Below are 14,631 nucleotides of genomic sequence, written 5' to 3'. Positions count from 1 at the left end.
ATGTTTACCAAGATTCTGATTGCCAACCGCGGTGAGATCGCCTGTCGGGTCATCGCCACCGCCCGCAAGATGGGCATCGCCACCGTGGCCGTCTATTCCGAGGCCGATCGCGACGCCCGCCATGTGCTGATGGCCGATGAAGCGGTGCTGCTCGGCCCCGCGCCGAGCCGCGAGTCGTATCTGGTGGCCGACAAGATCATCGCCGCCTGCAAACAGACCGGCGCGCAGGCGGTGCACCCGGGATACGGCTTTCTGAGTGAAAACGAAGCCTTTGCCAAGCGCTGCGAAGACGAGGGCATTGCTTTCATCGGTCCGAAGCACTATTCCATCGCCGCGATGGGTGACAAGATCGCGTCCAAGAAGCTGGCCAACGAAGCCAGGGTCAACACCATTCCCGGCTACAACGATGCCATCGACACCGCCGAGCAGGCGGTGGAGATCGCCAAGGGCATCGGCTATCCCGTCATGATCAAGGCGTCGGCCGGCGGTGGCGGCAAGGGTTTGCGGGTGGCCTTCAACGACAAGGAGGCCTTCGAGGGATTTTCCTCCTGCCGCAACGAGGCGCGCAACAGCTTCGGCGACGACCGGGTCTTCATCGAGAAATACGTGCAGGAGCCCCGCCACATCGAAATCCAGGTGCTGGGCGACAGCCATGGCAACGTGGTGTACCTCAATGAGCGGGAGTGCTCGATCCAGCGCCGCCACCAGAAGGTGATCGAAGAGGCGCCGAGCCCCTTCATCAGCGACGCCACCCGCAAGGCCATGGGCGAGCAGGCCGTGGCCCTGGCCAAGGCGGTGAAATACCAGAGCGCCGGCACGGTGGAATTTGTGGTTGGCAAGGACCAGGATTTCTATTTCCTGGAAATGAACACGCGACTGCAGGTCGAGCACCCGGTGACCGAGTGCATCACGGGCCTCGACCTGGTGGAACTGATGATCCGCGTGGCGGCGGGCGAAAAGTTGCCGATCACGCAGGCGGACGTGAAGCGCGAAGGCTGGGCCATCGAATGCCGCATCAACGCGGAAGACCCGTTCCGAAACTTCCTGCCGAGCACCGGACGTCTGGTGCGCTTCGCGCCCCCGTCCACCAGCATGACCCAGGCCGACACCAGCGCGCTGTACGGTGTGCGGGTGGACACCGGCGTGCAGGACGGTGGCGAGATCCCGATGTACTACGACTCGATGATCGCCAAGCTGATCGTCCACGGCACCGACCGCAATGACGCGATTGCCAAGATGCGCGAGGCGCTCAACGGCTTTGTGATCCGGGGCATCAGCAGCAACATTCCGTTCCAGGCGGCGTTGCTGGCCCACCCGAAGTTCGTGTCGGGTGAGTTCAACACAGGCTTCATCGCCGAGCACTATGCAAAGGGGTTCGCCGCGGAGGATGTGCCCCACGAAGATCCTGAATTTCTGGTCGCACTGGCCGCTTTTGTGCGGCGCAAGTCGCGCGAGCGTGCTGCCGCCATCAGCGGGCAACTCCCGGGGTATGCGGTCAATGCGGGCAAAGACTATGTGGTCATCACCCTGGGCGCGGACGGCCAGCATGTCTACACATCGGCCCATGTCGACGAGTTCGTCGGGGAAACCGGATCAGCGCGGGTGGCGATGGGCTCGCGGACCTACGAGATCCGCAGCCGCTCGCGTCTGAACGACATCTGCATCACCGGAACGGTCAATGGCGAAGCCTTCACCGCCCAGGTGGAGCGCGGCACACCCAAGAACCCGCTGGCCCTGCGCCTGCAGCACAACGGCACGCGCATCGAAGCTTTGGTGGTGTCACCCCGCATGGCCGAATTGCACCGCCTGATGCCTTTCAAGGCGCCGCCGGATATGAGCAAATATGTGCTGTCGCCCATGCCCGGCCTGCTGGTGGACGTGGCTGTCCACCCGGGCCAGAAAGTCCAGGCCGGCGAACGCGTGGCGGTCATTGAGGCGATGAAGATGGAAAACGTGCTGTTTGCGGTGGCAGACGGTGTGGTGGCCAAGGTCCTGGCAACCAAAGGCGAGAGCCTGGCGGTGGACCAGCCCATCGTCGAGTTCGAGAAATGAACGGAAACCGAACATGAGCTCCATCCAACGCCCCTTCAAGGTGCTCGGCATCCAGCAGATTGCCATCGGCGGGCCGGACAAGACCCGGTTGCAAAAACTCTGGGTCGACATGTTCGGCCTGGAGGTGACGGGCACGTTTCGCAGCGAGCGCGAAAATGTTGACGAAGACATCTGCGCCATTGGCACCGGGCCGTTCAAGGTCGAAGTGGACCTGATGCAACCGCTGGACCCGGAAAAGAAGCCGGCGGTGCATGCCACGCCACTGAACCACATCGGCCTGTGGATCGACGATTTGCCGTTGGCGGTGCAGTGGCTGAGCGAGCAGGGCGTGCGTTTTGCGCCGGGCGGCATCCGCAAGGGCGCCGCCGGGTTCGACATCACGTTCCTGCACCCCAAGGGCAACGACGAGTTCCCGATTGGTGGCGAGGGCGTGCTGATCGAACTGGTACAAGCCCCACCGGAAGTCGTTGACGCCTTCTCCAGGCTGGCAGCGGCTTGATCTGGCGCAAGGTTTGATCTCGGCACATCAATGGTGCGGGCTTTTACCGACGCACCACAACGGGGAGTCTGACTAGACTGCGGAGGCGGCGGTTTTCCGGCGCCGAAGGAGACTGGTTTGCATCCCACCATCCCCCAACAGACCGACACCCTTCACCGGGTGGTCGACTGCCAGTGGGCCTGCCCGGCCCACACCCCCGTTCCTGAATACATCCGGCTGGTTGCCCAGGGGCGTTATGACGACGCCTACCTGATCAACTGGGTCTCGAATGTGTTTCCGGGCGTGCTCGGGCGTACCTGTGACCGGCCTTGTGAGCCGGCCTGTCGCCGGGGCCGCGTGGAGCAGAACAACGGTGCCCATCCTGAGCCGGTGGCGATCTGCCGCCTCAAGCGGGTGGCGGCGGACATGAAGTCCGGGGTCCGCGACCGCATGCCCGCCGTGGCGGCGAAGAACGGCAAACGGGTGGCCTGTGTCGGAGCCGGCCCCGCCTCGCTGACGGTGGCCCGTGATCTGGCGCCGCTGGGCTATGAGGTGACTGTTTTTGATGGCGAGGCCAAGGCCGGCGGCTTCATGCGTTCGCAGATTCCGCGCTTTCGCCTGCCGGAATCAGTCATTGACGAGGAAACCGGCTACGTGCTGGACCTGGGTGTGCGCTTTCGCTCAGGACAACGGATCGAATCGCTCAAGGCCCTGCTGGATCAGGACTACGACGCGATTTTTGTCGGCTCCGGCGCACCACGGGGGCGAGACCTCGACATCCCCGGCCGGGCGGAGGCGGCGGCCCACATCCACATCGGCATCGACTGGCTGGCCTCGGTTTCCTTCGGGCATGTGACGTCCATCGGCCGCCGGGTGATCGTGCTGGGTGGAGGCAATACGGCCATGGACTGCTGCCGATCGTCACGGCGCCTGGGCGGCGAGGATGTGAGGGTGATCGTGCGCAGTGGTTTTGACGAGATGAAGGCCTCGCCCTGGGAGAAGGAAGATGCCATTCATGAAGGCATTCCCATCATCAACTTCCACGTGCCCAAGTCCTTTGTGCACGAACAAGGACGGTTGACGGGCATGACGTTCGAGATTGTGCGAGCCGAATACGACGTGCGCGGACGGCGCTCGCTCGTGCCGACCGGCCAACCCGATGTGTTTTTTCCCTGTGACGACGTGCTGATTGCCGTGGGTCAGGAAAACGCGTTCCCGTGGATCGAGCGTGATGCGGGTGTGGAGTTTGACGACTGGGGGCTCCCACGGCTGGGTCAGGAAACCTTCCAGTCCTCTCATCCGAAGGTGTTTTTCGGTGGTGACGCGGCTTTCGGCCCCAAGAACATCATCACGGCGGTGGCGCAGGGCCATGAGGCGGCGGTGTCGATCGACCGCTTTCTGCAGGGCGAGGACGTGGCAGTCCGCCCCCCGCCCATGACGTCGCTGCTGTCCCAGAAGATGGGCATCCACGAGTGGAGCTACGACAACGACACGTCGAACGACGCGCGCTTCAAGGTGCCGTGGGCCAAGGCCGAAGCGGCGTTGGCCAGTATTTCGGTGGAAGTGGAACTGGGTTTTGATGCGGCCACCGCGGTTCGGGAAGCCGGACGATGTCTCAACTGCGATGTGCAGACGGTGTTCACTGCTGCCTTGTGTATCGAATGTGACGGCTGTGTGGACATTTGTCCGACGGACTGCATCACCTTCACCGCCCCGGGCGAAGAGGCAGACCTGCGCACCCGGCTGCGGGCTCCCGCGACCAACCTGGAGCAGCCCCTGCTGGTGTCCGGAGAGCTCAAGACCGGGAATGTCATGGCAAAGGACGAAGACGTGTGCCTGCACTGCGGCCTGTGCGCCGAACGCTGTCCGACCGGCGCCTGGGACATGCAGAAATTCCTGCTCAACACGACCAAGGCGGGCGCGGGGTGCCGGGACGCCGCGATTAAAGGGACGCGTAGCCAACAGGCGGAGGTGCCGGCATGAAAACCATCAGCGCGATCAACGACTTTGTCATCAAGTTCGCCAATGTCAACGGCTCGGGCTCGGCCTCGGCCAATGAGCTGTTTGCAAAAGCCATCCTGCGCATGGGGGTGCCCGTGGCCCCGCGCAACATCTTTCCCAGCAACATTCAGGGCATGCCGACCTGGTATGAGGCGCGGGTTTGCGAAAAGGGCTACCACGGGCGCCGTGGTGGTGTCGACATGATGGTGGCCATGAACCCCCAGACCTGGGATGCCGACATCGCCGAAATCGAGCCGGGCGGTTACCTGTTCTATGACAGCACGCGGCCCATGCCGGCGTCGAAGTTCCGGCCGGACGTGCACGTCATCGGCGTACCCTTGACCGAAATCACCAATGCCGCCTATTCGGACCCTCGCCAGCGCCAGCTGTTCAAGAACATCGTCTACGTCGGTGCCCTGGCGGCTCTGCTGGACGTTGATGCGGCCGTCTTCGAAACCCTGTTTGCCGAGCAGTACAAAGGCAAGGAGCGGCTGTTGGACTCCAACATCCGGGCGCTGCGCCTGGGGCTGGACCATGTGAAGGCGCACCTGCCGCATCCCCTGGGGATTCGAGTGCAGCGCGCCGACCGTGTCGGCGACCAGATTTTTGTTGACGGCAATACCGCCGCCGGGCTCGGGCTGGTCTACGGAGGGGCGACGGTGGCTGCCTGGTATCCGATCACGCCATCGACCTCGATCCCCGAAGCGTTTCAGAAATACTGTTCGAAGTACCGGGTCGACCCGGCCACGGGCCAGCACAACTTCGCCATCGTGCAGGCTGAAGATGAACTGGCGTCGATCGGCATGGTCGTGGGTGCCGGCTGGAACGGTGCCCGGGCGTTCACCGCCACGTCCGGACCCGGCATTTCGCTGATGGCCGAGTTCATCGGGTTGGCGTATTTCGCGGAAATCCCGGTCACCATCGTCGACGTGCAGCGCGGCGGTCCGTCGACCGGCATGCCGACCCGCACGCAACAGTCCGACCTGTTCGCGGCGGCGTATGCGTCGCACGGCGACACACGGCACGTGCTGCTGCTGCCCCAGGACCCGCATGAGTGTTTCGAACATGCCGCCGCCGCCCTGGACCTGGCCGATCGCTTGCAGACACCGGTGTTTGTGATGACGGACCTGGACATCGGCATGAATCAGCGTCTGTGCCGCCCGTTTGCCTGGGATGGCAGCAAGCAATATGACCGCGGCAAGGTGATGACGGCCGAGGAGCTGGAGGCGGGGAGGGACTTCGGCCGCTACAAGGACGTGGATGGTGACGGCATTCCCTGGCGCACGCTGCCCGGCACCCACCCGAGCAAAGGGGCCTACTTCACCCGCGGCACGACGCGGGACCCGTATGCGCGGTATTCTGAACGGGGGCCCGACTACATCTACAACATGGAGCGGCTGCTGCGCAAGTTCCGCACGGCGGCGACGCTGGTGCCCCCTCCTGTCCTGCGCAAGGCCCGGCAGGGCTCCAGTGCGGGGGTGATCTATTTCGGCTCCACCACACCGGCAATGCACGAGGCGCTGGACGTGCTGGAGGCGGAGGGCATCCACCTGGACGCCCTGCGGCTGCGCGCGTTCCCGTTCCCCGATTCGGTGCCCGATTTCATCGCAGCGCACGACCTTGTATTTGTTGTCGAGCAAAACCGCGACGCCCAGATGCGCGCGATGCTGATCAACGAGCTGGATGTTGACCCTGCCCGACTGGTGCGTGTGCTGCATTTCGACGGCACACCCATCACCGCCCGATTCATCACCCAGGCCATTCGCGCGCACCTGGCACCCGCCGAAGCCACGCAAACGCACAAGGAGGCTGCATGACCTGGATCGCCAAACCTGTTCTGCATCACCCGACACTGACCCGCAACAAGGTCGGCTACACGCGGCGCGACTATGAGGGGCGGATATCGACCCTGTGTGCGGGCTGCGGGCACGACTCGATCTCGGCCGCCATCGTGCAGGCCTGCTGGGAACTGGACATCCAGCCGCACCGCGTGGCCAAGCTGTCCGGCATCGGGTGCAGCTCCAAGACGCCGGATTATTTCCTGGGCGCGTCGCACGGCTTCAATTCGGTGCATGGCCGCATGCCCTCGGTTCTGACGGGGGCCAATCTGGCCAATCGCGACCTGCTGTACCTGGGCGTTTCCGGCGATGGCGATTCCGCGTCGATCGGCTTGGGACAGTTCGCCAACGCCATGCGGCGCGGCGTGCGCATGGCCTACATCGTGGAGAACAATGGTGTTTACGGTCTGACCAAAGGGCAGTTCTCCGCCACCGCCGATCGCGGCTCCAAAAGCAAGAAGGGCGTGGTCAACAGCGAAAGCCCGGTGGACCTGGTGGCACTGGCGCTGCAGTTGGGCGCGACCTACGTGGCACGCAGTTTTTCCGGCGACAAAGCCCAGCTGGTGCCCCTGATCAAGGGCGCCTTGTCCCATGGAGGTGCCGCGTTCATCGACATCATCAGTCCGTGTGTGACGTTCAACAACCACGGTGGCAGCACCAAGAGTTACGACTATGTGCGCGAGCACAATGATGCGGTCAGCCGTATCGACTTCATCACCACCGCCGACGAGATCACCACCCAGTACGCCCCGGGCGAGGCGGTGGATGTACGCCAGCATGACGGCAGCATCCTGCGTCTGCGCAAGCTGCACACCGACTACGACCCCACAAACCGGGTGTCCGCCATGGCCTACATGCAGGCGCATCAGGCGCGGGGCGAGATCGTGACCGGATTGCTGTATGTCGACCCGCTGGCGACCGATCTGCACACGGCGCTGAACACGTCGGACCAGCCGCTCAACTCCATGGACGCTGCGCGGCTATGCCCCGGCACGCCGGCGCTGGAGCGCATCAACGCCACTTTTCGCTGAGAGCCCCCCATTCGTTTCCGGAGCAACACCATGACCGAGCGGACCGTTTTCCAGTCCATGTCCCAAAAACACGTCCTCAGTCTGGCGGGCCATGCCACGATATGGGAGGCCGCCTGCCTGATGACCGGCGCCAACTGCGGCAGTGTGCTGATCGTCGAGCCACCGGGAAAGCTGCTGGGCATACTGACCGAGCGCGACCTGATGACGCGGGTGCTTGCCAAGGCGCTTAATCCGCAGACGACCATCGTTTCTTCGGTCATGACCGCCAATCCGATCTGCGTCGGACCGACTCTGCCGGTTTCCGAGGCGGTGCTGATCATGATCGAGCGGGGATTCCGGCACCTGCCGGTGATGGCCGAGGGGGGACGGCTCCTGGGGGTTTTCTCGGTTCGCGACGCTTTGCCCCGGGAAATCAACACGGCGGTGGAGCTTGCCGAGTTTCGCGAACAGGTCAACGACGCCCTGGGCTGAGCGTCCCCGTCGCCTGGGCCGTGGGTCAGCCGCCGCTTTCGGTCCGGTTCTTGCGTTCGCGGGCGCGTGCCAGCGCCGCTTCGATGACCTGTCGTTTCCGGTCGAGCACCTGGGGATCGGTGTGGTGGGAGTGGGCCGGCAGGTCGGCCAGCTTGGTTTCGGCCTCTTTGATGTGCCTTTCCAGTAGATACCCAGCGTTTTTGCGTGCTTTTTCGCTATGAAATTCGTATCGCTTGCGGGCGGTTTCCGCCTGGGTTGCTGACCAGGCGTCCCATCCGGTTCTGGTGCCACTGGCGGTCTCCAGCACGATGCAGTCGACCGGGCAGACCGGAATGCACAGTTCGCAACCGGTGCACCACCGTTCGATGACGGTGTGCATGCGTTTGTTGCTGCCGATGATGGCGTCGGTGGGGCAGGCGGTGATGCACAGCGTACAGCCGATGCACCAGTTCTCGTCGATCCACGCGACCGTTCGGGGCACTTCGACTCCGTTGTCCGGATTGAGCGCCACAACTGGCAGCCCGGTCACTTCTGCCAGCCGCCGGATGCCTTCGGCGCCACCGGGCGGGCATTGGTTGATCGCCGCTTCGCCTGCAGCGATGGCGCGTGCGTAGGCCAGACAATCCGGTAAACCGCAGCGGGTGCACTGCGTCTGCGGCAGCACGGCGTCAATGGCTCGGGCTCGCGCCTCCACGGCGTCGGGAGTTGACCCAGCCGCGACGCGATTTGCGGCCTCGTTGTCGCGGGCCGCTGCAGCTTGCTCGGGCAGGGCAGGGCCCACCGGCTTACTGGCCGCGGGTACCCTTGCGGGCCGGCCGGGGCGCAGCGGTGGCCGCTTTGGCCGGTGCCGGCGCGCTCTTGCGGGCGGCGGGCCGGCGAGCCGGAGCTTTTGCGGCGGTTTCGCTCACCGCGGCCTTGGGCGCGGGTTCTGCCAGTTCGACGACCGGCACAACGGCTTGCTCAAGAACCGGCTCGATCGCGAAGGAGGGGGTGTCGGCTTCGACGACTTTGACGCTGACGGCCGGCGTGTGCTCGATGATGAAGGCCTTGACCTGAGGGTAGACCATCTCGCGCCAGCGGCGGCCACTGAAAATGCCGTAGTGGCCGGCGCCCTTGACGCACAGGTGGTGGTGCTCTTTGCGCACGATGCCGGTACACAGATCGTGGGCAGCCTCCGTCTGGCCGGAGCCGGAGATATCGTCCAGTTCGCCTTCCACCGTCAGCAAGGCGGTGCCGGTGATGTCCTGCGGGCGGACCCGCTCGATCTTGCCTTCCGGCGAGCGAACGTCCCAGGTGCCATTGCACAGCTTGAACTCCTGGAACACCGTCCGAATGGTCTCCAGGTAGTAATCGGCGTCCATGTCGAGCACGGCGTTGTACTCGTCGTAGAACTTGCGGTGGGCTTCAGCGCTGGACTCGTCGCCTTTGATCAGGTCCTGGAAGTAGTCGTAATGACTGTTGGCATGGCGGTCCGGATTCATCGCGATGAACCCGGCGTGTTGCATGAAACCCGGATACACCCGGCGGCCAGCGCCAGGAAAGTTTGGCGGCACCCGGTAGATCACGTTGTTTTCGAACCAGCTGAAGCTGCGTTGCATGGCCAGGTTGTTGACGGCGGTCGGAGAGCGACGGGCGTCGATGGGACCTCCCATCATGGTCATCGACAAAGGCGTGGTTTCGCCGCGCGAGGCCATCAGCGACACCGCCGCCAGAACCGGCACCGTCGGCTGGCACACGCTCATCACATGGCAGTTGCCGTACTGGCGCTGCAGATGGCGAATGAACTCCTGCACGTAGTTGACATAGTCGTCGAGGTGGAATTCACCTTCGGACAGGGGCACTGTGCGGGCGTTTTTCCAGTCGGTGATGTAGACCTTGTGGTCTTTGAGCATGGTCTTTACGGTGTCGCGCAGCAGCGTGGCGTAGTGCCCCGACAGCGGCGCAACGATCAGGATCGGCGGCTGGACTTTCAGCCGCGCGAGGGTGTGCGGGTCGTCCGAGAAGCGCTTGAAGCGGCGCAGCTCACAGAACGGCTTGTCCACCTCAATGCGCTCATGGATCGCGACATCCACCCCGTCGACACTGACCGTGCGGATACCGAATTCGGGCTTCTCGTAGTCCTTGCCCAGCCGATGGATCAATGCATAGGCGGCGGCAATGCGCTGTGCCATCGGCATTTGGCCCAGGGGGCTGAGCGGATTGGCAAACAGCTTGGCGGTTGCCTGTGCCAGGTCGGTGAAGGGCTCCATCAGGGAGCGCTGGGTTTCATAGATCTGGTAGAGCATCGGGAACCACCTTTGTAAAAAATGCTGCGCTGCAATATAACACTTAACCCATGTCAAGTGTCGAGTGGATAACGACAGGCTTTCGCGCTGCTTTCACTATCCCGGAGGACAAGCCCGCGGGACGTTCCGGTGCCAGCGAACGCCCCCGTGTGCACTAAAAAAATGATAGCTGTAAGTGACCTTTTTACGCTGGGTATGGGGCGATTTCTTCATCAATCGGTGGAAGACGGCACCTGGCGGGTGCCGCCAGCCTTTACCTGGCGGTCAGATCACCTTGGCGACAGCCTGGCAGACGTAGTCGATGTTCTTGCTGTTCAGCGCCGCCACACACATGCGGCCGGTGTCGGTGCCGTACACACCGAACTCGCTGCGCAGGCGCACCATCTGGTCCTTGGACAGGCCCGAATAGCTGAACATGCCGCTCTGGGTGGTGATGAAGGACATGTCCTTGCTCACGCCGGCTGCCTTGAGGCCGTCCACCAGCTTCTGGCGCATGGCCTTGATGCGCACGCGCATTTCGGCCAGTTCACCTTCCCACTGGGCGCGCAGCTCGGGGTTGTTCAGCACCGCGGCCACGATGGCGCCGCCATGGGTGGGCGGGTTGGAGTAGTTGGTGCGGATGGCGATCTTCAGCTGGGAGAGCACACGATCGGTTTCTTCCTTGCTGCTGCCCACGACACTCAGGGCGCCGACACGCTCGCCGTACAGGCTGAAACTCTTTGAGAAGCTGGTGGACACAAAGATGTTCAGGCCCGCCGCCACGAACTTGCCGATCACGGCGCCATCTTCGGCGATGCCGTAGCCGAAGCCCTGATAGGCCATGTCCAGGAAGGCGGTGAGGTTGCGGGCCTTCACGGCGGCAATCACCTGATCCCACTGCGCGGGGGTGATGTCGTAGCCGGTGGGGTTGTGGCAGCAGGCGTGCAGCAGCACGATGGTGCCCTCGGCGGCCGCATTCAGCGCGGCCAGCATGCCGTCGAAGTTGATGCCGCCCAGGCCGCCGTTGGCGCTCTGGTCGAAGTAGGGGTAGGTGTCGACCGCGAAGCCGGCGTTGGTGAACAGGGCGCGGTGGTTTTCCCAGCTGGGGTCGGAGATCAGCACCGTGGCGTTGGGGCTGACCTTTTTCAGGAAATCGGCACCGATCTTCAGGCCGCCGGTGCCGCCGATGGCCTGCACGGTGGCCACGCGGCCGCTTTTGACCACGTCCGATTCCGCGCCGAACACCAGCCCCTTGACCGCGCTGTCATAGGCCGCGATGCCGTCGATCGGCAGATAGCCGCGCGCGGCGGGCTTGTCCATCATGGCCTTTTCCGCCGCCTGCACACACTGCAGCAGGGGCAGTTTGCCGTTGTCGTCGAAATACACCCCCACGCCGAGGTTGACCTTGTTGGGGTTGGTGTCGGCGGCGAATTGCTCGTTCAGACCCAGAATCGGGTCGCGGGGGGCCATTTCGACGGCAGAAAACAGAGACATGAAAGGTCCTTGGATGAATGGGTGTGTGGCAGGGTCGGCCCGGCTGCGTTAGGCTTTGCGGAAAACCCGCAATTTTAACGGGCCGCGTCGGCGGCCGCAGGGCTGACTCCATGCTTCCTATTCCCGCTGTCGATCCGGACACCCGCGAAACACCGGCATCAGGCCAGTTCATCCATTTTCCCGACTCGCCATTCGCGCTGTTTCAGCCGTATCCGCCTGCCGGCGATCAACCCGGTGCGATCGCCAAACTGGTCGAAGGTGTGCGCGACGGCGAAGTGTTCCAGACCCTTCTGGGGGTCACCGGGTCCGGAAAAACTTTCACGATGGCCAACGTCATCGCGCGCCTGGGCCGCCCGGCCATCGTGTTCGCGCCCAACAAAACCCTGGCCGCGCAGCTGTACAGCGAGTTCCGCGAGTTTTTCCCGAAGAACGCGGTGGAGTATTTCGTCAGTTATTACGACTATTACCAGCCCGAAGCCTATGTGCCCCAGCGCGACCTGTTCATTGAAAAGGACAGCGCCATCAATGAGCACATCGAGCAGATGCGCCTGTCCTGCACCAAAAGCATCATGGAACGGCGGGATGTGGTGATCGTCGCGACGGTGTCGGCCATTTACGGCATCGGTGAGCCCGAGAGTTACCACCGGATGATCATGACCATTCGCAAAGGTGATCGCATCGGTCAGCGAGACATCATTGCCCAGCTGATTCGCATGCAGTACCAGCGCAACGATCAGGATTTCGCCCGCGGGCGTTTCCGGGTGCGGGGCGACACCATCGACGTGTTTCCGGCCGAGCATTCCGAGCTGGCCCTGCGTATCGACCTGTTTGACGAGGAGGTGGACAGTCTGCAACTGTTCGATCCGCTGACCGGCCGCATCCGCCAGACTCTGGCGCGTTTTACCGTTTATCCGTCCAGCCACTATGTAACGCCCCGCGACAAGGTACTGGCAGCGGTGGAGACCATCAAGATCGAACTGGACCAGCGCCTGAAAGAACTGGTCGGCGCGGGCAAACTGGTCGAAGCGCAGCGGCTGGAGCAACGCACCCGGTTCGATCTGGAAATGCTCAGTGAACTGGGCCATTGCAAGGGCATCGAGAATTACACCCGCCACCTGTCCGGGGCGGCACCGGGTGAGCCGCCCGCGACCTTGACCGACTACCTGCCTGCGGACGCGATCATGTTCCTGGACGAAAGCCACCAGATGATCGGGCAGCTCAACGCCATGTACAACGGCGACCGCTCGCGCAAGACCACGCTGGTCGAATACGGCTTTCGCTTGCCCAGCGCGCTGGACAACCGGCCGCTGAAATTCGAGGAATTCGAGCGGCGCATGCGCCAGTGCATATTTGTCTCGGCGACACCCGCCGACTATGAAAAGCAGCATGCCGGCCAGGTCGTCGAGCAGGTGGTTCGACCGACCGGCCTGGTGGATCCGGCAGTAGAGGTGCGCCCGGCCATCCACCAGGTCGACGATGTGCTGCAGGAAATCCGCATTCGGGTCGAGCGGCAGGAGCGGGTGCTGATCACGACTCTGACCAAGCGTATGGCCGAGCAGTTGACCGACTATCTGGCCGAGAACGGCGTGCGTGTGCGCTACCTGCACTCGGACATCGATACGGTGGAACGTGTGGAAATCATCCGTGACCTGCGGCTGGGGGCTTTCGATGTGCTGGTCGGCATCAACCTGCTGCGTGAGGGGCTGGACATTCCAGAGGTTTCGCTGGTTGCCATCCTGGACGCGGACAAGGAAGGCTTTTTGCGCGCGGAGCGCAGCCTGATCCAGACCATCGGCCGGGCGGCGCGCAATCTGAACGGAACGGCCATTCTTTATGCCGATCGGGTGACCGATTCCATGAAGAAGGCCATCGGTGAAACGGAGCGCCGACGGGCCCGGCAACTGGCGTTCAATGAAGCCCATGGCGTGACCCCGCGCAGCATCGTCAAACAGGTGCGCGACCTGATTGACGGTGTTTATAGCCAAAAGGCGGGTAAGGAAGCCGCCCGGCAGGAACAGGCGGCGCTGGAGCGGGCGCGTGTCGAAGACATGAGCGAGAAGGAAATCGCCCGCGAAATCAAACGCCTGGAGAAGCAGATGCTGGCGTTTGCCCGGGATCTGGAGTTCGAAAAGGCCGCGGCCGTACGCGACCAGTTGGCGCATTTGCGCCAGCTCGCATTCGGCGCTGAAGGCCGTGATCTGCCTGCCGTCTGAACCGATCCACCCGCGGAACACCTGGGTTGAGGAACCGTTTGGGCGCGAAATGAACTGCTCAGTCTTTTACCCGAGCAATTCATTCGGAATTCTGGTATAGTCGAGTTAATTGCTCGGAAAAAGGGTGGCGCGTCGCGAAACCCCCAACCGGCAATCTCCCGGCGGCGTGTCCGTCCGATCTGTCCAGGCTTAGCGAGTCCAATCAGGAGTTAGCCATGCGTCTCACCACCAAAGGCCGGTTTGCCGTCACCGCGATGATCGATCTGGCGCTGCGGCAAAGCGCCGGCCCGGTCACCCTTGCTGCGATCAGCCAGCGTCAGCAAATTTCCCTGTCGTATCTTGAGCAGCTCTTCGGCAAGCTTCGCCGCCACGAGCTGGTCGAGTCCACCCGCGGTCCGGGCGGCGGGTACACCCTGGGCCGCAAAGCGGCCGAGATTTCTGTTGCCGACATCATCGTCTCGGTGGATGAGCCCATCGATGCGACCCACTGCGGCGGCAAGGAAAACTGCCAGGGCGACGGTGGCCGTTGTATGACCCATGAGCTGTGGGCGTCGCTGAACGAGCGGATGGTCGAATACCTCGACTCCGTGTCTTTGCAAAAGCTGGTGGATGACCAGCTGGCCAAAGGCGTCCGTGTGGAGGAAAAAACGGCAGTCAAGCGGGCGATTTCCAGTGTTCCGGTGGTCAAGCCCATCCGGGTCAACGCCCCGAATTCGGTCTTTGCCCTTGGCAACGTGTTCGCGAAATCCTGAGTTTGCTGCCCGGCGGTCGCTTTCGGCGCCCGGGCCG

The 14,631-nt window shown here is 63.3% G+C and carries 11 protein-coding genes; 8 read left to right on the top strand and 3 right to left on the bottom strand.

What is annotated here, in order from left to right; all coding sequences use genetic code 11:
- The 6 genes from AC2EBU_RS03480 to AC2EBU_RS03455 all read left to right on the top strand — a co-directional run bounded on the left by AC2EBU_RS03480 (position 1) and on the right by AC2EBU_RS03455 (position 7,871).
- Positions 1-2,052, top strand: a complete 2,052-nt coding sequence (locus tag AC2EBU_RS03480) for an acetyl-CoA carboxylase biotin carboxylase subunit (RefSeq protein WP_484608986.1) — start codon at positions 1-3, stop codon at positions 2,050-2,052.
- Positions 2,053-2,065: 13 nt separating this feature from the next.
- On the top strand, positions 2,066-2,551 hold the full coding sequence (locus AC2EBU_RS03475; protein WP_484608985.1) for a VOC family protein: 486 nt from the start codon (positions 2,066-2,068) through the stop codon (positions 2,549-2,551).
- Positions 2,552-2,668: 117 nt separating this feature from the next.
- Complete coding sequence (locus AC2EBU_RS03470) at positions 2,669-4,513, top strand: FAD-dependent oxidoreductase (RefSeq protein WP_484608984.1); 1,845 nt, start codon at positions 2,669-2,671, stop codon at positions 4,511-4,513.
- Complete coding sequence (locus tag AC2EBU_RS03465; RefSeq protein ID WP_484608983.1) at positions 4,510-6,348, top strand: 2-oxoacid:acceptor oxidoreductase subunit alpha; 1,839 nt, start codon at positions 4,510-4,512, stop codon at positions 6,346-6,348. Before AC2EBU_RS03470 ends, AC2EBU_RS03465 begins: the two co-directional genes overlap by 4 nt.
- Positions 6,345-7,400, top strand: coding sequence for a 2-oxoacid:ferredoxin oxidoreductase subunit beta (locus AC2EBU_RS03460; protein ID WP_484608982.1), 1,056 nt, complete (start codon positions 6,345-6,347; stop codon positions 7,398-7,400). Before AC2EBU_RS03465 ends, AC2EBU_RS03460 begins: the two co-directional genes overlap by 4 nt.
- A 30-nt stretch (positions 7,401-7,430) precedes the next feature.
- Positions 7,431-7,871 carry a CBS domain-containing protein gene (locus AC2EBU_RS03455; RefSeq protein ID WP_484608981.1) on the top strand — a complete coding sequence of 147 codons (441 nt, stop codon included), beginning with the start codon at positions 7,431-7,433 and terminating at the stop codon, positions 7,869-7,871.
- A gap of 25 nt (positions 7,872-7,896) precedes the next feature.
- Here the strand turns inward: AC2EBU_RS03455 and rsxB are convergent, their stop codons facing one another.
- The 3 genes from rsxB to AC2EBU_RS03440 form a co-directional block, all read right to left on the bottom strand.
- Complete coding sequence (rsxB, locus tag AC2EBU_RS03450) at positions 7,897-8,565, bottom strand: electron transport complex subunit RsxB (protein ID WP_484610105.1); 669 nt, start codon at positions 8,563-8,565, stop codon at positions 7,897-7,899.
- Between the two features lie 91 nt (positions 8,566-8,656).
- Positions 8,657-10,156, bottom strand: a complete 1,500-nt coding sequence (locus AC2EBU_RS03445; RefSeq protein ID WP_484608980.1) for a polyhydroxyalkanoate depolymerase — start codon at positions 10,154-10,156, stop codon at positions 8,657-8,659.
- A 264-nt stretch (positions 10,157-10,420) separates the two neighbouring features.
- Complete coding sequence (locus tag AC2EBU_RS03440; protein WP_484608979.1) at positions 10,421-11,629, bottom strand: amino acid aminotransferase; 1,209 nt, start codon at positions 11,627-11,629, stop codon at positions 10,421-10,423.
- A gap of 110 nt (positions 11,630-11,739) precedes the next feature.
- Here AC2EBU_RS03440 and uvrB point away from each other — a divergent pair, with 110 nt between their 5' ends.
- Positions 11,740-13,842 (top strand): excinuclease ABC subunit UvrB, encoded by a 2,103-nt coding sequence (gene uvrB / locus AC2EBU_RS03435; RefSeq protein WP_484608978.1) that lies wholly within the window; start codon positions 11,740-11,742, stop codon positions 13,840-13,842.
- Between the two features lie 215 nt (positions 13,843-14,057).
- Positions 14,058-14,594, top strand: coding sequence for a Fe-S cluster assembly transcriptional regulator IscR (gene iscR, locus AC2EBU_RS03430; protein ID WP_484608977.1), 537 nt, complete (start codon positions 14,058-14,060; stop codon positions 14,592-14,594).
- Positions 14,595-14,631 lie beyond the last annotated feature (37 nt).

Source organism: Curvibacter sp. T50 (assembly GCF_057219955.1).
Note: the sequence above shows the minus strand (reverse complement) of the source record. Positions and strands in the feature narration are given on the sequence as shown.